Origin of the sequence: Mucilaginibacter gotjawali (assembly GCF_002355435.1) — a bacterium.
Classification (GTDB): Bacteria; Bacteroidota; Bacteroidia; order Sphingobacteriales; family Sphingobacteriaceae; genus Mucilaginibacter; species Mucilaginibacter gotjawali.
The window spans coordinates 5,872,900-5,897,925 of the sequence record NZ_AP017313.1; the positions used below are offsets into that span (position 1 = coordinate 5,872,900).

The window sequence follows — 25,026 nt, forward strand, 5'->3', positions numbered from 1 at the left end:
TTAAGGTTAAAAAGTTACGTTAACACCTAAAATAAAGTCCCTTGATTGCGGATAGTTGCCATAATCAACCCCGGGGGCTGTGTTTTTACTGGCAGTATCTGAATTTGACGAACTGTTAAACACACTTGTTTCCGGATCGAATCCTGAGTATTTGGTGAACGTTAATAAGTTTTCGGCTGTGATGTAAAGCATAAAACGGCTTATTTTTAACTTATTCAGTACCGACTCGGGCAGCGAATAACCCAGTGTAAGCGATTTAACCCTTAAGTACGATCCGTTTTCGATAAACCTTGTTGACGGATAGGAATTGCTGGGATCATTTGGTGATGATTTTGGGATGTCGGTAATATCTCCCGGGTTCTTCCACCTTCTTAAAACAGCAGCCGACTGGTTTTCACCAATCGTCATTGATTCAGTAAGCATCCTGGTTGCATTAAATATCTGGTTACCCTGCTCGCCCTGTAAAAATATATTCAGCGTGAATCTTTTATAGGTGAATGAGTTGGTTAAACCATAAGCATACTTCGGATTTGCGTTACCTATCACGCCCAAACTATCAGAACCCGCTTTATTTTGCAAATACTTTTCGTTTCCGGTGGCCGGATCAACCCCAAGGGCATACTTGCCATAAAAAGAGCCCAGCGGAAGCCCCGCCTTTACCAAAGCGGTTTGGTAGGTATTACCGGCAACATTAACATTACCTGTAAATAGCGTCTGGCCAACTACATCCAAAACTTTACCCCGGTTTAAATAGATATTAAAGTCGGTACTCCAGGTAAAATCACGGTTCACGATATTTTTTGATGTAAGCTGAAATTCAAAACCTTTGTTTTGAATAGAACCGGCATTGATGATAGCAGTATTGCCGCCAACACCAACGCTTGCCGGTATCGGCGCGTTCAATAAAAGGTTGGTGGTTTTTTTATCGTAATAATCAGTGGTAATGGTTACCCGGTTGTTGAGCAAGCCAAAATCAAGGCCGATATTATACTGGGCCGTTTGTTCCCATTTTAAATTATCATTTGACAGGGTTGACGGTACATAAGCAGTTACCGGGCTGCCGCCGATCACATAAGTTGAAAGGCCGATTAACCCGTACCTTGAATAGGGTGCAATGGCATCATTACCCACAATACCCCAGCCTGCGCGCAGTTTAAGATCGCTTACTGCTGTTACGTTTTTAAAGAAATCCTCATTTGAAACTCTCCAGCCTACAGAAAACGAAGGGAAGTAACCCCACCTGTTTTTTGAAGAGAATATGCTGGACGCATCGGCCCGTAAATTGGATGTTAACAGATACCTGTCCTTATAATTATAGTTTAGCCTGCCGATAAATGATTCGTGGGTTTTATCATAAATATTTACCTGCGGTACTGATTGCACTGTTCCGGCCGTTACAGTAGTAATAGCGGTACTGCCACCAAAACCATGCGAAGCAAGGTAAACGCTGCGATTGCTTTCGTCCGAAGCTACATAACCCACCAGTAAGGCAAAACTATGATCCTTTATTTTTTGGTATAGTTCAATGTATTTTCTGAGATCCAGTAATCAAAGTTATTATCATTTTCAGCTGCAAGGCCGTCCATTGATCTGCCGTAGCTGGTTTGGATAGAATTCTGGAAAGAGGTGAATATGCTGTTGCTGTGTTCAAGGCCAAAAATGCTCTTTAATTTCAAGCCTGGTAAAATACTCAGTTCAGCATTGGCATTGCCGTTAAAGCGGTGGTTTACGAGTAAGTTTTGAGGCTGGTAAGCAACCGAAACCGGGTTTTCAATATCTACCGGGGCCACAGGGCTTACAGCATATTGGGTAGGGATCAGCGGGTTCCATACGCCGATAATTGGCACTGCAGTAATTAACCTGGTAATTACGCCGTTTGAATATCCTTCCGGAACGCTCACATCCGACCAACGGTCGTAAGATATATTGGTTCCAACTTTTAACAGGTCGCTTACTTTATGATCCAGGTTTACTTTAAAAGTGGCCCTGCCTACATTATTATTAATAACGATGCCCTCCTGTTTTACATAAGAGCCTGAAATGTAATAGGTGGTATTGTCACTACCGCCCGATACGGATACATTGTGGCTTTGCGAAAGCGCGTTCCTGAAAACCAGGTTCTGCCAGTTGGTATTGGTGAAATTGGTTGGGTCAGGTAAGCTGATCCCCATTTCGGCCATTAATGATTCAAATTGTGGCGTATTTAATACCTGCAGTTTCTTCCATACCTGAGATGAAGTAACGGAACCATTATAGCTAACCCTTGATTTTTGGTTTTTTGCGCCGTGTTTGGTGGTGATCAGTACCACACCGTTTGCGCCGCTGCTACCATAGATGGCCGCTGCGGATGCATCTTTTAATACGGTAATAGTTTCAATATCAGCCGGGTTAATTTCGTTGGTGTTGTAAGTTGGCACATCATCAACAATATAAAGCGGGTCGGTACCTGAAGTGATAGACGATGTACCGCGTATTTTGATGGAGAAACCGGCATCCGGCTGGCCCGATGGCCTGATTACCTGCACGCCGGCGGCTTTCCCTTCAATTGAATAACCAAACTGCGTATTTGGCCTGTCCTCCAGTTCTTTTGAGCCGATTACGGCTACAGCGCCGGTTAGGTCCTGCTTGCGTTGGGTGCCATAACCAACCACTACCACTTCGTTTAAGCTGCCTGCGGCCTCTTTCAAAACAATAGATAGTTCGGTTTTTCCGTCAACAGCTACATCCTGTGCTATAAAGCCGATATAAGATACCCTGATAATGGTATTCTCGGGAACAGATATCGTAAAAGCGCCGTTAACATCCGTTACGGCAATGTTTTTACCATTTTTTATACTGATAGTTGCACCTATAAGCGGCTGGCCCTTTGAATCAGTTACTTTACCCGTAATTTTAAGTAATGCTTCAATAACAGGGGGCAGCTCCGCTTTCTTACGGATCACAATAGTATTCAGGTTAATGGCGTAGGTTAACGACTGATCAAGCAGGCATTTATCAAGCACTTCTTCAAGCGACGCATCTTTAAAAGATACGGTTACCGGTTTGGTTGCCCTGATCATTTTTGAATCATATACTACTGTATAATTGCTTTGTTGCTGTATCGCTTCAAAAACCTCCTTTAACGAGGCGCCTTTTTTATTCAGGGTTATTTTTTGGGCATAGGTTGCAGCTCCGGCCTGTAATAAAATTGTAAGCATTAAAACAATGGTGAGCTTCATGGTTAACAATAGTTTAACTGGGATTCTTCTGCATTTAAATGCAGTATAAATTTTATACATTTGAATGTTAGGTTAGTTAATAATTAGTTGTTACGAAGTAATTGGTTTTTAAATGGCCTTACACCTGCTTGGCAACAAGTACAAAACTCAGGGGCACTGCGAATGCTCCTGGGTTTGTTTTTTAAGGCACTGTTAGTTTAAGTAGCTTTTATTGCATAACAGTAACCCTCCTTTCTTCAACTTTAAAATGTATCGTTCCGGTCAGTTCTAAACTTTTTAATACATCTGAGATGTTTTTGTAGCGCGATATTTTCCCGCCGTATTCCTTGTCTTCCATATTGCCCCGGTAAACCACATCCACATTGTACCACCTGGAGATCTTGCGCATAATGCCCTGGATATTTTCATCCTGAAAAACAAAATACCCATCCCGCCAGGCCATCGTTTCGCCAATATTGGCTTTTTGCACTTTTATATTGCCTGAGGCCCAGGCTGATACCGCCTGCTCGCCCGGGCTTAACAATACTTCAGCTTTGTTTTTCCTGAATTTTACGGATCCCTCCAGCAGGGTGGTTTTTATCCCTGGCTCATCATCGTAGGCCATTACATCAAAGTGCGTACCCAGTACTTCCACTTCCGCGCCGTTTGAGGTTACAATAAATGGCTTTTCTTTATTTTTGGCCACTTCAAAATATACTTCGCCGGTTATTTCAACCCGGCGGGTATTGCCGGTAAACGCGGTAGGGAATTTGAGGGATGATGCCGCGTTGAGCCAGGCTTTGGTGCCATCGGCCAGCACTATCTGGTACTCGCCCCCGCGGGGCGTGGTAACCGTATTATAAACCATGGTGGCAGGCACGGGTGCATTGTTTTGATCGTCATTAGCCTGGTATACCAGTTGCCCGTTTTGGGTTTTGTTTACGGCTGCGCCGCCCTCTTTGGTAATAACCCCGTCTTTTGCACTATTCAGCACAATGGTGGCCCCGTTTGACAGGGTTAAGATGGCTTTATTGCCGCCGGGCAAAATATCGTTTTTTACGGGCTTACCTTTGTTGATTGCCAGTTGCCGGGTTTTATGGTGCATATTTAAAACATACACGCCTGCCGCAGTTGCCAGCAATAAAAACGAGGCTGCTATGTACAGCCACCCAAACCCTATAGTTTTTACAGGCTGTTTTGGCGCAATGGCATCGGTAATTTTGTTAAAGATCCTGCTTTCAACTTCCTTGTCGTTGCCAAGCTCGGCGTCCCAGGCCATGTCTTCCAGGCCGGGTTCATCGTCAAAAGCGTTTAATAACGCCCATTCTTCGGGCGTACATTTTCCTGCAAGATATTTTTTATAAAGGGCATTATAGTCCTGGCGCTTCATTCAAGTTTATTTGGTTGGTACTTATATAGGCACATTTTTGTGTATCAACACACATATTGTTTTACAAAATCTTAAAATTATAATATAATTTACTTATTATCAGACACATATAATTCATTATACATCCTCTGTAAAGCGAATTGATTTTATTTTAACATTATATTAATTAAATACCTAATTTTATACAACCAAATATATGCCCAATAACGCCCTAACAGATAAGCAGTTGTGGATGGAGATCGTTAATGACGATTTCAGGGCATTTAATGTGTTTTTTAAGCGCTACTGGAAGAAATTATACCTTATTGCTTTTAAAATACTGAAGGATAAAGATGCCTGCGAAGAAATTATTGAGGACATCTTCATCTACCTGTGGAACGAAAGAATGGAACTGGACATCAAGTCATTCCCGCAATACCTTTCATCAGCCACCCGGTATAAGGTGTATAATTATTTACGGTCGGCAAAAGCATCGCCATTGGTTTATGAAGAAGATGCGGAGGAGAAAATTGATGCCTTTTGCCTTAACCTGGGCGAAGAACACATCCGCCAGGATGAATTATATCAGCAACTTAGCCAATACCTCGACCTGTTGCCAAAGCGCTGTAAAGAAATATTTATTATGAGCCGCCTGGAGCAATTATCAAACGAAGAGATTGCCGACCGCCTGCTGATCTCCAAACGGACCGTTGAAAACCAGGTAACTGTTGCTTTAAAACACCTAAGGCTATCGTTAAAAGATTCGGTACTTATATTTTTGCTGGTAGATATTATCTCGCACGGCTAAACATCTGTGCTGTTTTTCGTTTCACTCAGCACCAATACCCAAAAACAGAACGAACGACACAAAAGAATTGTCATTTCGAGCGAGAAATCTTATACAACTGACATTCCCGCCTGCATAGTTCGGATGCAGGGCGTTAAAGATTTCTCCTTACGGTCGAAATGACAAATTTTGTTAGGTGGTGGTTCGATGAGATCTATTTGTTCGATATCCACACCCAACCAATGACTTAATGACCCAATGACGCTACTTTACCCTATCCCCAACCGGGGCCAATTCTTTCAATTTGTCTTCGGGTTTGTCGAGGTAAAAGTAGGCGGTGGCGCAGTAATCATCAACGCGATAAAAGTTTACCCAGCCGGCCGGAAAACTGGCGTCGGTTAAGGGCATGGGTTTATCCAGCAGGCGGGTAAAGGTATGTTCGGTGGCTACGGTGACTATTTTATTGGGGATGCCTTTGGCCTGTATGGCTTTCAGCTGATCGTTAGTTCCCCCGCCGATCTGTTGAATGGTGACTTTAAAGTTATCCTCAAAATAAATAGCATCCGGTATGTGGAAACGGTAAAAGGCATATTGCTTTTTGGCTGTATCGGCAATTAAACAGCCCTGGTACTGGTGGGTAAACTGGCCCTCGCCCCAGCCGGTGCCAATATAATCTTCGGACCCGGTGCCGTTAATGGTGGGGTATTTTTTATCGCCATCAATATACATCTTCACCTCGCCTTCGCCCCACCAGGTATCGCCGTAGCCGGGGTTAACGTTAATGCCGACATTTACCCCTAAAAAACGACCGCGACCTTTAACTTGGGGCAATAGCTCAAAGTCGTGGCCCACTTCGCTGTTGTTGTTTGATCGGTTCCAGCAGGCGTGGAAGTATAGCATGTCGTCCTGCGCTTTATCCAGCAGGTTATAGTCGATATCAAAAAATAGTAAGTCGAGGTTGCCGCTGCTTTCATTGGTGAGCACCACTTTGGCAGCTTTTTTAAATGGCATCGGGATATAACAGTTAAAGCTATGCCCTTCCGGATCAGTAAACAATGCCGACTGGAAAGCCACCGGCCTGCCCAGGCCAACGCAAAAGAAATCGCCGAAGGGCACATCTACTGCAGGCTTATCTTCGCCATCCCAATACATGCGCAGGCGCAGGGAACGCAGCATGGCGGGGCTGCGGTCGTTAATGGTAAACCACATCCGCTGGATGACCCCGGGAGAGCGTACGTTAAGCAGGGTTTTGCTTTCGCCTGCTTTTAACGATTCGAAGGCATTGCCTTTGCCACCCTGGTTGGTTTTGCCGCCTTCGCCTTTTTCGCCTTTAATATTTTCAAAACTGCTTACGCGTGATTGTACGCCTTTGGGCATGGTATATAATTCCTGAGCGGAGACTGTGGCTGAAAAAAACAGCGCCAGGAATACCAGGAGCCGGTAAGGAAATGCGGGGATTCTCATCGCTTTAAATTTTATTTGTTTGATAGCTTAAATTGGTTGCCGATACCAAATATAGATATGCTTCTTAGTATCTTTAATAAATTTAATATTATCCTGGATATTTTTATCGCCGATGAACCCTTTCACCGAACTGTATAAAACCTTAAGCAATAGTGATCTGCTAAAAATTATTGATAACGCGGCGGACTACCAGCCCATTGCTGTTGAAACCGCAGTGGCTGAACTCGCCGGCCGGAAATTAAGTGCGGAAGAACTGGAAAGCGCCATAGCTGCAAACGCGCTGGAGCTGCAGGAAAAAGAGATGAGAAAAGAAAAGCGGCAGGCATTTGAAAACAAGGTGAAGGTTATAAGCGCCCAGGTTATTGATGCGGTACATCCCGTTCAGCAAAGCACGCCATCAACTAACCGGATAATTAATTTTCTCTCGGTGGCGCTGGGCATCATGTTTTTGCTGACTTTGTTTACGGAGCTTTCCTTCCTCTCCTTCGTGTTTTTCAACAAGGACAGCAGGTGGGATAGTACGTTGCTGATATACCTTTTGCAATTGTTTATTGTACCGGTACTTGCCCTGCTTTTTTGGCGGCGAAAACGCGCAGGCTGGATCCTGCTTTGCATTTATTGCTGCTATTCCATTGTAAGCGGGGTGGTTTTATTTTTTATGGTGATGAAACGTTTCTATGGTATTCCGGCCATAGATACTTTGTTCCCGACCGTTTCGTCTGCATCATTTTTATGGAAAGTTGTTTTTTATGGCGGATGCTTGTGGTTTGTCTGCAAGCGCAACGTTAGGGACATTTATCGGGTTAATGACAAATCGGCGGTGCTTATTGCGGGCATTACCGCAGCCGTTACGCTGGGCGTAATCTGGGGCTCACTATCTATGCGTTAAAAACACTCAGGCAGGGTCTTTATCCTTTTTAAATATCCTTCTGCCCGAAATAATTGCCATAAACAAAAACCAGCTGCCGCTAAGCCCGCCCATAACAATCCGCCAGACCTGGTCTTTTTCAACTCCCTGTGATATAATGTTAAAACTGATCGGTAAAAACACTACCGAAATTATAAACATTATAGCCAGCTGGTTTTTGTTGATCTTTTCCATAAAGCGAATATACGCTAAAGTCTTTAAACATAAAGCCTCCAAAAACAACGTCTTTGGGGTAAAAAGTGGCATTTTAACCCTAATATGGCCATTTCTATTTTCATAAATCTTCCGGCTTTTTTTATGATTTTTTAATTCTTGCTGCGCGATAAGCAATGCTTTTATAATATTGATAAAAATGATAGCAAAACAATGATAATATCGATTTTGTCTATATCGCATCAATTATTGCTATAAAGCAGGGCTTAAAAAAGGCTTATATTTGCAATAAATAAACACAAAAAATAAAAATATGTTAACTATAGGCCAAAAATTCCCTCAATTTTCAAAAACAGCTGTTGTAAGCATCGAAAAAGGCAAAGAGTTTGAAACCATTACATCTGATTTCCTGGTGAATGAAGATAATGTTTGGACCGTAATGTTTTGGTGGCCAAAAGATTTTACTTTTGTTTGCCCTACCGAAATTGCTGAATTCAACAAAAGCTACGGCGAATTCCGCGACCGTGACACCCGTTTAATCGGCGCTTCAACCGACACTGAATTTGTACACGCTGCCTGGAGAAGAGACCACGCAGACCTGCGCGACCTTAAATTCCCGATGCTTGCCGATACTTCAAAATCATTAGCAGAAGAGCTGGGTATTTTAGAGCCTAACGAAAAGATCGCTTACCGCGCTACTTTTATTATCGATCCAACCGGCATTATCCGCTGGGTATCGGTAAACGATTTAAGCGTTGGCCGTAACGTAAAAGAAGTTTTGCGTGTACTGGATGGTTTGCAAACCGACGAACTTTGCCCTTGTAACTGGGTTAAAGGTGAAGACACTATAACTGTTTAATTAATTGAATTACATAGGTCCCCGTATTTGAAAGAGTGCGGGGATTTTTTATGGATAAATTTATACTATGACTGAATCGACAGAACTGATCAACGAAATACTGACAAGCCTTGGTGTTGAAACCGCATACCGCAACAATGCGCTTGTGCTGCTTGAAAAAGGAGAATCCCGCTATTTAAGGGATATGAAGCTGAACCTTACCAGCACCCTTACTTCCGAACATTTAAACACCAAGGAATGTGCGCTGCTGGCCCTTTCAACGGCTATCAACAATAACAATACCTTATTAACCACTTACTTTACCCGCTACGCCGAAGAACAGGGCGCAACTCCTGCAGAAACCGGCGAAGCAGCAGGCTGCGCTTCGTTACTGGCATCAAACAACGTATTTTACCGTTTCCGCCACTTTACGCAAAAGGAAAAATATACACAGATCCCGGCGCGCATCCGCATGCAGCTGATGATGAAACCGGTAACCGGCAAAGAGTTTTTTGAACTGATGAGCCTGGCCATATCTGCGGTAAACGGCTGCGAAATGTGTGTAAACGCGCACGAAGACTCACTGATCAAATTAGGCACTACGGAAGAACGTATTTTTGATGCTGTACGGATTGCCTCGCTGGTAACCGCCTCGGGTAAAATACTCTATTAAACATCGTTAAGTAAATGCCGGTATTAAATTATTTAATACCGGCATTAAATAATCTGCCTAAAATGGCTAAATTGCAGCTTTATCCAGCCAATTTATAACCATGATTAAAAATTTCTCCCTGCTGTGTCTCACGGTGCTGTTGTTTTGTGCATCCTGCAAAAAAAAGGATACCAATACCACTATAACACCTCCGCCTGTTAAGGTGGTCCCTAATGATCAGCATATCTCGGTACTTACCCAGCATAACAGCAATTACCGTACAGGCTTAAACAACCAGGAAACCAAACTTACTACCAGTAATGTAAATACCTCCACCTTTGGCCGGTTGTTTTCATTAAATGTTGACGACCAGGTGTACGCGCAACCTTTAATGTATGGTAATTTAACTATCAGCGGCACCAAACATAACGTGGTTTTTATAGCCACCGTAAATAACAGCGTGTACGCCTATGATGGCGACAGCGGCGCTTTATACTGGCATAAAAACTTTAGCGCAGCTGGCATGCGCGCCCCAAAAAACACCGACATGACCGGTGCCTGCGGCGGCCAATACCAGGATTTTAGCGGTAATATGGGTATAGTAGGTACCCCGGTTATCGATTCGGCGTCGCAAACCATGTATTTTGTGGCGAGGAGCACCAATAGTGTTACCTATTTGCAATACCTTCATGCTGTTAGTTTGGTTGATGGCAGCGAACGAAGTGGCAGCCCGGTTAAGATCACTGCGTCGGTACCGGGTACCGGGGATGGTAACGTGAGCGGTGTGGTAAGTTTTGACCCGCAACGAAATAACCAGCGGTCGGCACTTACGTTGCTAAACGGCGTGGTGTATATCAACTTCTCATCGCATTGCGATTGGGGGCCATACCACGGCTGGATTCTGGGCTATAACGCAGGCTCGCTGGCACAGCAAATTGTTTATAATGATACGCCCAACGGGGGCGATGGCGGCATTTGGGAAAGCGGTATGGGCCTTTCAGCCGATCCGCAGGGTAACCTGTATGCAGTGGTAGGTAATGGTACTGTAGGCGATAATGGTGACCCAACTAATTTAACCAATCGCGGCGAAAGTACATTAAAGTTAACGCCCACAGGTTCAAAACTAGTGGTAAGCTCTTTTTATACTCCATTTAATTATCAAAACCTGGAAAACAACGACCTTGATTACGGTACGATGGGCGCACTGCTGATCCCCAACTCCAATTGCTTTTTTACCGGCTGTAAAGACGGTAACATGTACGTAGTGGACAAGGATAACATGGGTGGATACAGCGCGACGACAAACCAGATACTGCAGACCATTTCGCTTAGCCCCAACTCAAACTTTCACTGCCAGGCAGCCTATTATAAAGGCCCTTCGGTGGAGTACGTTTATGTTTGGCCGGAGAACGACCAGTTGCGTGCTTTCCCGTTTAACAGGACCAGTAATACATTTACGTTAACCAACGAGAAAGTCTCTACGGTTGCAGGCCCAACGGGGCAGAGCGGTGCGGTTATTTCGGTATCCTCAAATGGCGCAACCGCCGGGACCGGAATTCTATGGGCATCCTACGCTTCAAGTGGCGATGCTGAACACACCGTTAGCCCGGGTATACTCAGGGCGTTTGACGCCAATGACATCACCAAAGAACTTTGGAACAACGCGCAGCAACAAAGTGATTATGCAGGCTCATACGCCAAGTTTTCATCACCGCTGGTTGCAAACGGGCATGTTTACCTGCCAACATTTTCGAGCCAGGTGGTGGTTTATGGGTTGAAGTAGGGATATTGGTAAAGAAGGATACACAGTTAAATAACAGCTTTATGAAGAACGGAGACCTCGGTTATGATCAAATGCAGCCTAACACGTTGAAGCATTCGGATGATAAACCCGAAATTGATTTTTGGAGCGGTTTACCGTCTGAAATCAAACAGGCCATTGATCGGGCAAGAGCTGAACTTGACAGAGGAGAGGGCGTTCTTCATTCACGGGTAATGGCAGATGTAAAATCAACCTTTCTGAATAAATAATCGTAGAGACGCGATGCATCGCGTCTCTACGATTATTTTCTCCTCAATCAACCAAAAGTCAACTTTAGTACGATAAATCACTTTACTGTTTCTTCGCCATTCAATAATCCTTAACTTTGCGCTCCAATAAAATACAAGTGTATGCAGTATGATGTTATTGTTATAGGTTCGGGTCCGGGTGGCTATGTAGGTGCGATCCGTTGCGCACAGCTGGGTTTAAAAACAGCTATTATCGAAAAATACAGCACTTTAGGCGGTACCTGCCTTAATGTGGGCTGTATCCCCTCAAAGGCCCTGCTTGATTCATCTGAACATTATCATAACGCCGCGCATGCATTTGCAACCCATGGCATTCAACTGGATAATTTGAAGGTTGATTTTGGGCAGATGATCAAACGCAAACAGGAAGTGGTAAATGCTAATACCAGCGGCATTGCCTACCTGATGAAAAAGAATAAGATTGATACCTATTATGGGGTAGGTTCATTTAAAGATAAAAATACCATCACCATAAAAAAAGCGGATGGATCTGAACAAGAGATAACGGGCAAAAATATCATCATTGCAACTGGTTCAAAACCTTCGGCGCTGCCTTTTATTAAGGTTGATAAAAAACGAATTATTACCTCGACAGAAGCATTAACCCTCACCGAAATACCCAAGCATTTGGTATTGATTGGCGGCGGAGTAATCGGGCTGGAGCTGGGCTCGGTGTATGCGCGCCTGGGATCAAAAGTTTCGGTAATTGAGTTTATGGATTCCATTATCCCTACCATGGATAAAGCCCTGGGCCGCGAGCTGCAAAAGGTATTGCAAAAGCTTGGCATGGAATTCTACCTGGGCCATAAAGTAACCGGCGCCGCAGTAAAAGGAAAAGAAGTTACCGTTACGTTTGACGACCCGAAAGGCGAAAAGAAAGAGCTAAAAGGCGATTATTGCCTGGTGGCCGTTGGCCGTGTTGCCTACACAGATGGTTTAGGATTGGATAAGATAGGCATTACGGTAGAAGAACGTGGCCGCAAGATCACTGTTGACGAGCACCTGGAAACTTCAATAAAAGGCATTTACGCCATTGGCGACGTCATCAGGGGCGCTATGCTGGCACATAAGGCTGAAGACGAAGGGACCCTGGTTGCTGAAATTATTGCAGGCCAAAAACCGCATATCAATTATAACCTTATTCCGGGCGTTGTTTATACCTGGCCCGAAGTTGCAGCAGTTGGGCAAACCGAAGAGCAATTGAAAGAAAAAGGCGTTAAATACAAAGTGGGCTCATTCCCGTTCAAAGCAAGTGGCCGTGCCCGCGCCAGCGGCGATCTTGATGGTTTTGTAAAAGTTTTGGCTGATGCCGGCACTGATGAAATATTGGGCGTACACATGATAGGCCCCCGCGCTGCAGACATGATAGCCGAAGCAGTTGTAGCAATGGAATACCGGGCTTCTGCCGAGGATGTTTCGCGCATGAGCCATGCACATCCTACCTATACTGAAGCTATGCGCGAGGCCTGCCTTGCTGCTACTGAAAACCGGGCTATCCATATCTAAAACCGCCGGAATTAATAAATTCCGGAGAGATATTTTGGTGGAATAATGTGTTTGTTTTCGAGACTATTTTAACAAGCACAACTACTTTTCAATTATTTTACACAGGCATGACCGTGTTTTATTTCTTTATTTTCGGTTGTTTTTATAGATAGTTATCCCCCCTCCGCCTCCAAAGGAAAAATTAAGGATAACCCCCCCGTCCTTTTTTACTTGAAAGAAACTCTTTTACTATTTATTTTAATGTTTATAAAATATGCCGATAAAGAATAAAACTGTAATTATTGTTTTAATTTTCTATTGATATTTTTAATATTATATACGTATGTTTCAAATATTTTTAATACTGGAAACATACGCAATAGAGGGCTTTTAAATACTGTTATATAAACATTTAAAAAGATGATAATAAGGTGTTTTAAGTACACTAAAGGAACCAAACCAGCAGCATTGGCTTTTTATTTATTTTTTTATATTTGGAATAATCAGTTAATTAATATTACATTTATTAAAAAATAATAACCTTATTGATAAAGTTGCGTTATAATACAACATCAAAGGTTGTAATAACACTTACTGCAAATTTTTGATAAATTATTTATTGAACGGGCACTCATGGCGTATTTAATATCCGATATCTGCCATGGAGAAGAAGCTAAACCCGCATGCTGCCGGCGTTTTAAAATTAGTTGTGCCGGCACTAATACTACTCATACTATTGACAGCAAATATCAGCGCTTGCGCTGCAACCGTTTATGATTGGACGGGCGCCTCAGGCACTGCCTGGACAACGCCGGGCAACTGGAAGGTAGGTGGCGTTGTGCAAACTGTCAACTATCCCGGCATCGCAACAACTGATATAGCCCAGATAGGTGTCACCTATTCTTTTACCAACCAGCCAACATTAAGTTCAGGCACAACAAACACGATAGCAAGCCTTACTTTCGGCACTCAAAACAACACTACCCTCACGGTAAGCAGTGGAACACTAGCAGTTACGGGGGCTATTGTTCAAAACTCCAATAATGGTGGTAATATAACAAGTACATTTACCGGTGCGGGCGCTATTACCTGCGGATCGCTGCAGGTAGGCAATGCCAATGTCTTCCCCCCGGTCCTTGCCGTCGATCAGACCGAAATAATTTCAACTATTAACAGCCTACACATTACAGGTAATGTAACTGTCAATTCAACCGACTTTGGTGTGCTTTTCGTGGGCGTTGGATTTATCAATTCGATCTTTTCCCTGGAGGGGGTACAACTATAATTGATGGCACCCTGTTAACCGTAAATACCAATAGCGGCATATTGTCCCTCGTTTTTGCAACTCCCAAATTCAGCGTCGATATTCCTTCCGGATCAGCCTTGAGCCCAGTTTTACAACTAACAAATGCATCGCCCATCAATACCTCAAGCGTTGCCGGAAGCATTGATTTTTATAATAATACCGGGGGTACGGGTACCAGCACTGTTTATTACAATGGCACAAGCCAGCAGGTATACGCCAATAGTACATCAAGCCTCGACAATAGCCCGCAAACTTATCAATATCTCCAGCTAACAGGTTCAGGTACCAAAACAATTGATGCAGGCACATTAACTGTAGGCAGCGACCTGACGAGTTCCGCCACTACCGTTTTATTTAGCACAAATAACACCACTGCAATCATTGGCGGTAACTGGACAAACAGCAGCGGTTTAACCCAGGGAAGCGGAAACTTTACCGTTTCAGGGTCATTGACCAACAATTCAGGCGGCACACTAAATTTGGGCAGCGGAAACTTATCTATCGCTACCAACTATACCAACAACGTTGGGGGAATATATACGCAAAGTACGGGCACCACTTATTTTAACGGTTCAGGCGCCCAGGCACTGGTTGATAATAGCACCACCGGTACGTTATTTAAAGCGGTGGGGTTTAATGGTGGCGGGACATCTACCATGAGCGCGGGCACAAATAATATAAATTTTGCAGTTGCACCAACAGGTATTTTAACCATGTCAAACAGTTCAAAACTGGTAGCAGGCTCATCGTCCGCAGCATATCTAACTTTAAAGTCGGACACTACCGGTACCGCCACAGTAGCCAATATTCCCAGCGGCTGCTCAATCACAGGTTTTGTTACCGTGGAGCGCTTTGTACAGGGCAATAAAACTTTTGATGCGCTTACAAACCGGTGGGTGGGACGAAATTACCGATTATTGTCGTCTCCCGTTAATGAGGGCGTCGACCTTAGCGGAAACTACCCCTGTAGCCTTAATTACCTTGGCGCCAAAACAATAATAACCAACTGCACGTCTACCTATGCTACAACCGGCGGAAACCCCAGCCTTTATTTATATAATGAGCATTATACACCGAGCAACGCCACCTTTACCAGCGGAAATTTTATTGGCGTAACCAATATAAGTAACTCCATAGCCAGCGGCACAATTACGACAACAGATGCAGTTAACGGTTCGGCTAAAGTTTATGCAGGAGGTGGTTTTATGCTGTATTTCAGGGGCGACAATATTACACACCTGGCTGGCTCGCCTAATAAAACCACCTATCCGTATGTAGCGCCCGAAAGCGTTACTTTTAGTGCGACCGGCAATTTAAACCAGGGAAGCTATTCAGTTGTATCGTGGACCGGCTCTGCGGGTTTACTTTACACCACCAGCAACGCGGGCAACGCCGCTATACGCGGATATAACCTTGTTGGCAACCCATACCCGAGCTCAATAGACTGGAGCACCTTCAGCAGTTCCAGCCCGTCTGCACCAATATATGGCAATAATGTAAACCCCACCATCTATATCCTTAACCCAAGCACCAGCAACTACGACAGCTATAATGCTGTAACCGGTATTGCTACCGGCAGCGCCAGCAAAATTATACCCAGCGGGCAGGGCTTTTTTGTACAGGCCAATGCGGCTTCGCCAACGCTTACCTTTAATGAAAATGCAAAATCCAATACCGTAGTTACCGGCAGCAATTTACTAATGGGCTCACCGGCCGCGCAATCAGCCTATAATAGCTTCATGAAATTAGATTTAGTAAAAGATGCTGCCAATAGCGACGAAATAGTGATCGGTTTTAATTCATCGTCAACAACAAAATATGATCCAAATATTGATGCTGAATTTCTACCCGGTTTGGGATCATCGGAGTCGTTCGCCGGCATCAGCAGTGATAGTGTTCAAACCACGGTAAAATGGCTCCCTTTCCCTAAAAATGCATCAATGCAGGTTTTAAGATTATATGTATCTGTAAGAACAACAGGAACATATACCATTCAGCGTACCGCTTTTGAAGCTATACCCTCAATTTACGATGTATGGCTGTTGGATAAGTATAAAAAAGACTCATTAGATATCAGGAATAATACAAGCTATGCTTTTGACGTTGCCCTAAGTGACTCGGCGAGTTTCGGCAGTAACCGTTTTGAGGTTATTATCCGCCAAAACCCGGCATTGGGAGTCCATTTGTTAAGTTTCGCCGCAAGCAAAGTCACAGGTGGGTCTCAAATAGTTTGGACAACTGAGAATGAAGAGAATTACACCAACTTTACGGTTGAAAGAAGCGACGATGGTGGTACTAACTTCACTGTCCTCGGTGGCTGCGCGTCAAGCTCGACGGGCACCTATAGTTTTTTAGATAAAAACCCTCCCATAGCCCCCGATATGTACCGGTTAAAGATCGTGGATCTGAACGGCAACATAAGTTACTCCAATATAGTTACCCTTAACTACGGCAATTTAAAACCCCTTGCCGCAAATAATATTAATATTTACCCTAATCCATCAACCAGTATATTAAATTTAGCCATTGATCAAACAAACGGCACCGGGATCCCCGGTAGGTCTGCTTACCAAAACACTACCAACGTTGGCGCCGTTAATGCGGGGTATGATATTCAAATAATCAGCATTACAGGTGCTGTGGTGAAAAGCGCTGTATCCACAACAGCATCCTGGCAGGCTAATGTCAGTACTTTAACTCCCGGCACATACGTTATTAAAGTGGTAAACAACATGGATAAAAGCCTTGTTGGAAAAAGCACATTTATTAAAATGTGATCAACACTGCAATGTTTTGAATTACATAATTGCATTAAAAAACACCTCCCGGATGTGCCCTTGGGGATTTATTCATACAGATTGTGGAATAATGACACTCTGCTGTGGAAAATGTCTTAAAATTATTAATTAATAATATAATTTTACCGCCTATATTTGCTTCAATAAAAAACACAAGCAGCTTTTCGCCTGCTTTTCAACAAAAATACTGTTTGGCGTATTTTTTGCATAGCTATATCAGCATTGAGATAAATTATTGATTAGTAAAAAATTGAACAGGGCCTTGATCACTTATTTAAATGATTATGGTCGATCGGTTTTTACTAACTTTAATTATCGTCCTTGGGTGGTGTTCAACTCAAGCAGCTATAACCTTTGACTGGAAAGGAACGAGTACTACCTGGGCTGCATCAACCTCATGGACAGAAAATGGCGGAACGGGTGATTATCCCGGTTCAGGTGGCCGAACAACCGATGTTGTTCGTTTTGGTATGTCAGGTACCTTTTCCAGTCAGCCCACACTTACTTCATCCATTACAATAGCCTCTATAGAATTTGGTGGCGGATACCAAACTGCGGGTACGCAGCTAACCGTGAATGGCGCTACGCTTACCGTTACTACCATAACCCAGGATATCAACACCACCAGCGGCGGCTTCACAATCTATGACTATTTACAGGGTACGGGAACTATAACTTGTACCAATATAAACGTTGGTAGTGGTTCAAGCACCTCTGGAACAAATAATTTTATGCTTTCAGATATCGCAACGCTCAATGTTTCAGGCAACGTAACGATCACAACAAATGCCAATATTCAAAACGGATGCGGCTTCAGGCTTGAAAGTGGTAATATGTACTTAACCGGACAGGTGATTTTTAACAAATTAACAGGCATAAACGCTTCAAACTCGGCATATTTTACCATAAATACGGTAACCCAGTCAGGCGGCACTGCCACAACACCACATTTATATTTGTCCAATGCCAATCCACTCGGAACCATCCCAAGCCCTTACGCATCAGTAAATTTTTACGGAGACCATGGTGGCACCAGTACGGTAACCTATACCGCTGCAAGCCCCAAAATATACACAACCGCTACGGCGGGTTTTGGATCAGGCGGCGGCACAATTGATACAACCAAAGCAAGCTATGATTATTTAACCATACAGGGCTCGGGCACCGCGACCGTTGGCGGCAGCACTGTGGGCGCGTTAAAAGTAACGGGCGATTTAACTACTAACAGCCCGGTTACCTTTGCGCCGGCAGGTGCAAGCGCAACCAATACCTCAGTTGGTGGCAACTGGAATAATACTTCAACTGTAACCGGCGGTGCGGGTACTTTTGCCATTACCGGAAATGTTGCAAACTCAGGGCCGATGACGCTATCATCCGGAAACCTGGATGTGGGTAGCAGTCTTACCAATTCATCAACCATAACTGCGGGCAGCGGCAGTATCATCGTTGATGCCGGTTTATCAACTTCAGGTACATTAACGTTGTCGTCAGGGGCCTTAAAAGTTGGTGGCAATTATACAAACAGCGGAACTTTTACAGCCGGTACAGGAACGGTTTATTTTAACGGCGCATCAGCCCAGTCTCTTACCGACAACAGTTCGGCCGGCACTACCCTTAATAATTGCGACTTTAGCGGAGCCGGTACAAAAACATTATCAGGAACCGGCAAATTTGCGGTTTCATCATCGGGTGTGCTGACCATGGAAGCAAGTACGACTTTGCAAACCGGCGGTATACTTACGCTCAATTCAGCCAGTACAGGTTCAGCAACAGTAGGCGCTATTCCATCAACTTCAAGTATCACCGGCACGGTGAATGTACAACGTTATATCAGCGGCGGCAGCAACACCTACCGCAGTTACCGGCTGTTGTCATCGCCGGTATACACAGCAACCTCTGGCTCAATTCATTATTCCGACCTTAGTTATCTGCCGTTATATTCGCCCATTACGGGCACGTTGGGAACAGGCGGAGGCATGACTAAAAGTGGAAATCCATCGATGTACCTGTACCGTGATAATATGGCTTTTACCAACAGCACCTTTAATACGGGCAATTTTAGGGGGATAAACAAGATCAACAACTCGCCGCTTTATGCTGTCGGTGTTGATTACGACGGTACTTATAATCTAACAGTAGGTACAGGGATTATGTTTTTTTACCGTGGCGACCTAACCAACCTGGCTAACAAATTTACCACGACAACCAGCGCCGAAGCGACTGTTCTTTCATCCACCGGCACCTTAAATCAGCAGGCTGTTACGGTAACCAATTGGTATACAGGCTTAACAACTTTGCAATGCTCAACAGTTACGGGTAACACAGGTTACTCGGGCTATAACCTGGTAGGTAACCCTTACGCCAGCTCCATCGACTGGAATACTTACAGCACCACCACTTCAACAGCTGGCATTTACGCGCCGAGCGTTGGCCCTACCATTTATGTTTTTAACCCGGTAACAAAAGTATACGCTACTTACAGCGGAGGCGTCGGCCTGAACGGTGGAAGCAATATTATTCCAAGCGGACAAGGCTTTTTTGTAAAAGCCTCTTCAAGCAGCGCCCAATTGATTTTTCACGAGTCTGCAAAAACAAACTCACAACTTACCGGACCTACTGCGGCATCAGGAACAACATTATTATTAAGTACAGCGCCTATTCAGAGCAGCGTTTTACAATACCTACGCATAAATTTGGCTGCCGATACCATTGAAAAAGAGGAAACCATTGTACGTTTTGACAATTCGTCAAAAACAACTTATGATATTAACGAAGATGCCCAATATCTGCCCGGAAGTGGCAGGATCAGCCTCTCGAGTATGACCGCAGACAGTGTTCCGGTGGCCATTAACAATATGCCATTGCCTAAGCGGACCCAAAGCATAAAATTGGTTGTTAAAACAGCGGCAGACGGTCAATTCACTTTAAACATGACCGAGTTAAAAAGCATCCCGCAACTGTTCCAGGTTTGGCTAAAGGATGCTTATAATAAAGATTCCCTGGATTTCAGGCATAACCCTATCTATACTTTTGACGTGCTGCACAGCGATACAAATTCATTTGGCGCAAACCGGTTCAGCCTGGTTATCCGCCAGGACCCCGCCTTAATGATCCACCTGCTAAGTTTTGGCGCGTCTAAGACAAGCAATGGTTCGCAGGTGGTTTGGAATACTGAAAACGAACAGAATTATACCAACTTTACTGTTGAGCGAAGCAATGATGGTGGCGTAACTTTCGCCGTATTAGGCGGTGTTTCTTCAGACACACAGGGCACCTATAGTTTTTTGGATAAAAACCCGCCGCTGGCCACTGATATGTACCGGTTGAAAATACAGGACATTAACGGCTCCATTACCTATTCAAACGTGGTTACGCTAATTTACGGCAATGCAACAACTAATGTTGCAAAAAGCAATATTAGTATTTATCCGAATCCGTCAAACGGGATCATCAACCTGGCGATAACTGCCGGGGGAATCCTTTACAGGTAAACTCTTCGCTGTCAATGCCTGGCGTAAAAGGAAGTATTTCACAAGCGTACGATATCAAAATTATCAGTACTGCCGGCGCCTTGATCAAAACTACTACCACCACCTCAGCATCATGGCAGGACAATGTGAGCAATTTAACCCCTGGAACGTATATTATTCAAGTAGTAAATAACAAAGATAAAAGCCTGGTAGGGAAAAGCACATTTGTTAAAATGTAATGATCCCCGGCACTAAATCGATACTCGCGGAATCCTATATAACCGTTTGGAGTGCGATTCATGATAAAGCTGCAGTGCTTATTCATGGAAACTTTCCGTCAAGCAAATTCCTCAAATAGTTTTCCAAAAACCGGACGAGGAATTTTTTTATACAAAGGGGAATAATATACTCATTTATTCATCTTCCCGCCCTGATAATGATTGCATTAGCAATAAAAAGACCTTTTTCTTTATAAAAATCGACGCTTTTTTATTTTGGCGCAGTTATTGCCTGTATACTAAACGAACCGATAAACTATTGATTTAAAAATGCAGGGCCTCAATCTTTTAAATTAAGATTATGGCACATCGTATTTTGGTAAGCTTGTTTTTCGTTTCTATTTGTCTCTCCACCCTGGCATCCGGTTCTCCGGTTAAAAGAAATGATAGTACCCCCATTCCCCTGCTCCGGCTCAAATTAGTAATGGACGCATTTAATAATGATGATATAGCCATCGGTTTTGACGCGGCAGCAACAACCGTATACAATAACCAGCTGGATTCAAGATATATGGAAGGGATCAATGCGCCCGAGGGCTTGTCGAGCCTGTCATCTGACGACATTCAACTGTCTGTAAATATTGTACCATTGCCCAGGCAAGGCCCGCTGGTGATCAGGCTGGATGTGGAAGCTGCCAAAAGCGGCGCGTTTACACTGGAAAGAACCGAGCTGGACTCTATCCCGGCGATATATGATGTTTGGCTGATAGATCAATTCGCTAAAGATTCTTTAGATCTTCGTACAGGCAACCGTTATGCGTTCAATATCGACAAAAACAACAGTACATCTTTCGGCAACAACCGCTTTCGTGTGATTATCCGTCAAAACCCTGCTTTAGGAATACATCTTTTATCTTTCGATGCGATTAAAGCAACCAAAACGGCCCAACTTACCTGGAAAACAGAGAACGAAGAAACAACGACAGTATTTGCCGCTGAAAGGAGTATTGACGAGGGGGCCACATTTTATATGCTGGACACCCTTAGGTCAAATGGGGCGGGCTCCTATAGTTACACCGACAAAACACCGTTAGACGGCAACGACTTGTACCGCATAAAAATAACGGATATGAACGGAACCGTCAGCTATTCAAATGCCATAACCATTGGTTTTGGAAGCACCTTAGCTGAACCCGGAGCATCCGATAATATAAGCATCTTTCCAAATCCATCCAATGGCATCATCAACCTTTCGATAGCACCAAAAAGCACTACCGGCGCTGCCGGAAGTGCTCAAAAACAAACAAGCTCCACCGCTAAACAAAACCTGGCTGCAATTTTGCCAGCCGGAAGCGCTTCATATGATATTAAGATTTTTAATATCAACGGATCTGTTTTAAAGGAAAGCACTTCAGCAGCAGCCAGCTGGCAAACTAATGTCAGCACCCTTTTGCCGGGAACCTATATTATACAGGTAACCAACAACAGCGATAACACACTTGTTGGAAAAAGCACTTTTATTAAGCTTTAAGCCCGCTATTAGTGCTTTGTTGTAATTGCGCTGAAATGGTATAAACCGGACCCGACCTTTGTAACCAAATAACGTATCCCTGAGGTTGTTGTTTCAGTAAGCGGCTCGCCCGCCAAAGGCTTGCCATTTTCAGTAACCATATCACCACTTTGCGCCGGGATATAAACCGTTGCCGTAGTATTGGCTGGTATCGCTACATCCATTAAAACAGTGTCTTTGGCTACTTTCCAGTGCGAGCTTATTTTACCGTAATTGGTTTCATAATCAGCAGATACATTTTGCAAATTACCGCCAATGGTCGGTTTAATCACTATTTCCTTATATCCGGGGGCTTCTGCTTTGGTGTCAATACCGGCTATTACGCGGTACATCCAATCGCCTATGGCGCCGTAAGCGTAGTGATTATAGGAGTTCATGCTGGCATCTTCAAAAGAACCATCAGGTTTTATGCCATCCCATCTTTCCCAAATAGTAGTAGCGCCCATTTTTACAGGGTAAAGCCATGATGGATAGGTATCCTGCAACAGGAGCTGGTAAGCTACATCGGCATGGCCGAAATTGCTCAGTACACGGCAAAGGTAGGGTGTACCTAAAAAGCCTGTAGTAAGGTGGTTACCATACCTCCTGATATTGCTCACCAGCCTGTCGGCGGCCTGCTGCCTTAAGTTTTCGGGCAGCATATCAAATTGAAGTGCAAGCACATAGGCGGTTTGAGTATCTGACGAGATCAGGCCGTTTGGCGTTACATATTCCTTTAAATAAGCCTCCTTTATTTTGGCTAACAAGCTGGTATAGGTAGCGGCATCCTCGCTTTTACCCAACACATTGGCAGTATTGATAAGCAGTTGTGTTGAATAGGCGTAAAAACACTGTGCGATTAGATATTTATTGGTGATGGCCGAACTGCCATCGGTATCGTCGTTCACACTATAAAACAGCCAGTCACCAAAGTGGAAGCCTGTATTCCAAAGATCGCTTTTGCTTTGCGTTTTCATGTAATCAACCCAGGCTTTCATGCTGGCGTATTGGTCTTCCAGTATGCGCTTGTCGCCATAGGCGATATACATGTTCCATGGGATAATAGTTGATACATCGGCCCAGCCGGTACTTGCCCCGGGGCCATCAGTTGCGTCAGTTCTGCCAATCACATTTGGAATTACAAAGGGTATACTCCCGTTTTTATATTGGTCGGCGGCCACATCTTTAAGCCATTTGGAAAAAAAGTTGTGTACATTCATGTTATAGGATGCCGTGCGCGAAAAAACCTGCGCATCGCCGGTCCAGCCTAAACGTTCGTCGCGCTGAGGGCAATCCGTTGGCACATCCAAAAAATTGCCTTTTTGTCCCCATTGAATATTATGCTGCAACTGGTTGATTAAAGCGTTGGAGCAGGAGAAACTGCCCGTGGGAGCCATGTCTGAATAAAGGGCAACCGCGGTAAAGTTTTCAGGCTTCAGGTCGCCCGGATAGCCCTCCACTTTAATATAACGGAAGCCCTGCCAGGTAAACTGCGGCTCAAAGGTCTCTTCACCGCCGCCCTTCAAAATATAAACGTCCTGCGACCTTGCCGTACGCAGGTTTTCGGTATAAAAATTACCGGCCTTATCAATCACTTCTGCATGTGAAAGGGTGATCTTGTCACCTTTATTCCCTGTTACTTTAAGTTGTACCCAGCCGACCAGGTTCTGGCCAAAATCGATTACTTTTTCACCTTTGGGTGTTGTGAATATTTTTACGGGCTTATAGGTTTCGTGTTTGCGAACCGGCTCGCTGTTGGTGGCTACCAAAATGTCCTTCCGGAAATCCTGCACTTTTACGCCGTCCCAGTTTTTATCATCAAAGTTGATAACGGACCAATCTTTTTGCTGCATATTATCATCAATAGTGGCTCCGTAATAAATCTCCGCAAAGCGCACCGGCCCGGTTGACGATTTCCAGCTGCCATCAGAAACAACGGTAGCTTTTGAACCATCCGCATAAGTTACCTCGAGCTGGAATAAAAGTGAAATATCCTTGCCATAAAGATTAGGTAGCGGGTTAAAACCAATATGACCGCGATACCAGCCATTGCCAAGTACAGCGCCTGCGGCGTTTTTGCCCTCTTTCAGCAAAGCCGTAACATCATAGGCCTGGTACTGCAGCCGCTTGTTATAACTTGTCCATCCGGGTGTTAAATAAGCATCGCCAACCCTGTGGCCGTTGAGTTGTGCTTCATAAAGCCCGTGTGAGGTAATAAAAAGGGTTGCCGATGCGATCTTTTTATTAAGCGAAAATTCCTTTCTGAACAAAGGGCTGGGACGCATGACCGAATCTTCAACATAACCGGGGCTTATCCATTGTGCTTTCCAGTCGGCAGGCGTTAGCATACCCATTTGCCACGATGCCGGCGCACTCCATTCAGACGGCTTGCCGGTATTGTCCCAAACCCGCACCTGCCAGTAATATTTCCGGCCAGACAATAATGCTTCTCCTTTATAAGGAACATAAACCGATTGATCAGATACTACTTTACCCGAGCTCCAAACATCGTGTTTACCTTTTTTCAGGAAGGCATAGGTGGTCGCTTTTATTTCGTAAGCGGTTTGCATTACGTTTTGCCTTCCCGGTGCATCAAGCTGCCAGCTAAAGCGGGGTACAAGTGCGTCAATATTGATAGGATCTACCTGGTTTTCGGTAACCAGGTGCTGTACTTTTAGCTGTGCCGAAGAATAGCTGTAAACAAACAGGGTAAGTAATAAAAAAAGGGTCTTTTTCATCGTT

Annotated in this window: 16 protein-coding genes and 1 pseudogene; 12 read left to right on the forward strand and 5 right to left on the reverse strand. The window is 44.2% G+C overall.

Annotated elements, in window-relative coordinates; translation table 11 throughout:
- Positions 1–6: 6 nt before the first annotated feature.
- Together MgSA37_RS29825 and MgSA37_RS25880 are read right to left on the reverse strand one after the other, a co-directional pair.
- Positions 7–3,278 (reverse strand): annotated as a pseudogene (locus tag MgSA37_RS29825) (TonB-dependent receptor).
- A 148-nt stretch (positions 3,279–3,426) separates the two neighbouring features.
- Positions 3,427–4,587: a FecR family protein gene (locus MgSA37_RS25880; protein WP_096356434.1), complete on the reverse strand. Its 1,161-nt coding sequence runs from the start codon at positions 4,585–4,587 to the stop codon at positions 3,427–3,429.
- A 196-nt stretch (positions 4,588–4,783) separates the two neighbouring features.
- Here MgSA37_RS25880 and MgSA37_RS25885 point away from each other — a divergent pair, with 196 nt between their 5' ends.
- On the forward strand, positions 4,784–5,374 hold the full coding sequence (locus MgSA37_RS25885) for an RNA polymerase sigma-70 factor (RefSeq protein ID WP_096356436.1): 591 nt from the start codon (positions 4,784–4,786) through the stop codon (positions 5,372–5,374).
- 243 nt (positions 5,375–5,617) lie between these two features.
- Here the strand turns inward: MgSA37_RS25885 and MgSA37_RS25890 are convergent, their stop codons facing one another.
- Positions 5,618–6,817, reverse strand: a complete 1,200-nt coding sequence (locus tag MgSA37_RS25890; RefSeq protein ID WP_096356438.1) for a glycoside hydrolase family 172 protein — start codon at positions 6,815–6,817, stop codon at positions 5,618–5,620.
- Positions 6,818–6,929: 112 nt separating this feature from the next.
- Here MgSA37_RS25890 and MgSA37_RS25895 point away from each other — a divergent pair, with 112 nt between their 5' ends.
- On the forward strand, positions 6,930–7,706 hold the full coding sequence (locus tag MgSA37_RS25895; RefSeq protein ID WP_096356440.1) for a hypothetical protein: 777 nt from the start codon (positions 6,930–6,932) through the stop codon (positions 7,704–7,706).
- Between the two features lie 6 nt (positions 7,707–7,712).
- On the opposite strand, the gene MgSA37_RS28470 is transcribed toward MgSA37_RS25895, so the two are convergent.
- Positions 7,713–7,919 (reverse strand): hypothetical protein, encoded by a 207-nt coding sequence (locus MgSA37_RS28470; RefSeq protein ID WP_157750747.1) that lies wholly within the window; start codon positions 7,917–7,919, stop codon positions 7,713–7,715.
- 292 nt (positions 7,920–8,211) lie between these two features.
- Between MgSA37_RS28470 and MgSA37_RS25905 the strand changes: the two genes are divergently transcribed.
- From MgSA37_RS25905 to MgSA37_RS25950, 10 genes are all read left to right on the forward strand, one after another.
- Positions 8,212–8,757, forward strand: a complete 546-nt coding sequence (locus MgSA37_RS25905) for a peroxiredoxin (protein WP_096356444.1) — start codon at positions 8,212–8,214, stop codon at positions 8,755–8,757.
- Between the two features lie 67 nt (positions 8,758–8,824).
- The gene (locus MgSA37_RS25910) at positions 8,825–9,409 is read left to right on the forward strand and encodes a carboxymuconolactone decarboxylase family protein (protein ID WP_096356446.1); all 585 of its coding nucleotides are present in this window, start codon (positions 8,825–8,827) and stop codon (positions 9,407–9,409) included.
- A 100-nt stretch (positions 9,410–9,509) separates the two neighbouring features.
- Positions 9,510–11,171, forward strand: coding sequence for a hypothetical protein (locus tag MgSA37_RS25915; protein ID WP_096356448.1), 1,662 nt, complete (start codon positions 9,510–9,512; stop codon positions 11,169–11,171).
- Positions 11,172–11,212: 41 nt separating this feature from the next.
- Positions 11,213–11,419 (forward strand): hypothetical protein, encoded by a 207-nt coding sequence (locus tag MgSA37_RS25920; protein ID WP_157750748.1) that lies wholly within the window; start codon positions 11,213–11,215, stop codon positions 11,417–11,419.
- A 141-nt stretch (positions 11,420–11,560) separates the two neighbouring features.
- On the forward strand, positions 11,561–12,964 hold the full coding sequence (gene lpdA, locus MgSA37_RS25925) for a dihydrolipoyl dehydrogenase (RefSeq protein WP_096356452.1): 1,404 nt from the start codon (positions 11,561–11,563) through the stop codon (positions 12,962–12,964).
- Positions 12,965–13,604: 640 nt separating this feature from the next.
- Positions 13,605–14,228, forward strand: a complete 624-nt coding sequence (locus MgSA37_RS25930; RefSeq protein ID WP_096356454.1) for a hypothetical protein — start codon at positions 13,605–13,607, stop codon at positions 14,226–14,228.
- A 98-nt stretch (positions 14,229–14,326) separates the two neighbouring features.
- The gene (locus MgSA37_RS25935; RefSeq protein WP_096356456.1) at positions 14,327–17,026 is read left to right on the forward strand and encodes a beta strand repeat-containing protein; all 2,700 of its coding nucleotides are present in this window, start codon (positions 14,327–14,329) and stop codon (positions 17,024–17,026) included.
- 305 nt (positions 17,027–17,331) lie between these two features.
- Complete coding sequence (locus MgSA37_RS25940; RefSeq protein ID WP_157750749.1) at positions 17,332–20,538, forward strand: beta strand repeat-containing protein; 3,207 nt, start codon at positions 17,332–17,334, stop codon at positions 20,536–20,538.
- 14 nt (positions 20,539–20,552) lie between these two features.
- A complete protein-coding gene (locus tag MgSA37_RS25945) occupies positions 20,553–20,756 on the forward strand; it encodes a T9SS type A sorting domain-containing protein (RefSeq protein ID WP_096356460.1) in 204 nt (67 codons plus the stop codon).
- Positions 20,757–21,096: 340 nt separating this feature from the next.
- Positions 21,097–22,266 carry a T9SS type A sorting domain-containing protein gene (locus MgSA37_RS25950; RefSeq protein ID WP_096356462.1) on the forward strand — a complete coding sequence of 390 codons (1,170 nt, stop codon included), beginning with the start codon at positions 21,097–21,099 and terminating at the stop codon, positions 22,264–22,266.
- 8 nt (positions 22,267–22,274) lie between these two features.
- Here the strand turns inward: MgSA37_RS25950 and MgSA37_RS25955 are convergent, their stop codons facing one another.
- Complete coding sequence (locus tag MgSA37_RS25955; protein WP_096356464.1) at positions 22,275–25,022, reverse strand: glycoside hydrolase family 78 protein; 2,748 nt, start codon at positions 25,020–25,022, stop codon at positions 22,275–22,277.
- Positions 25,023–25,026: the final 4 nt, after the last annotated feature.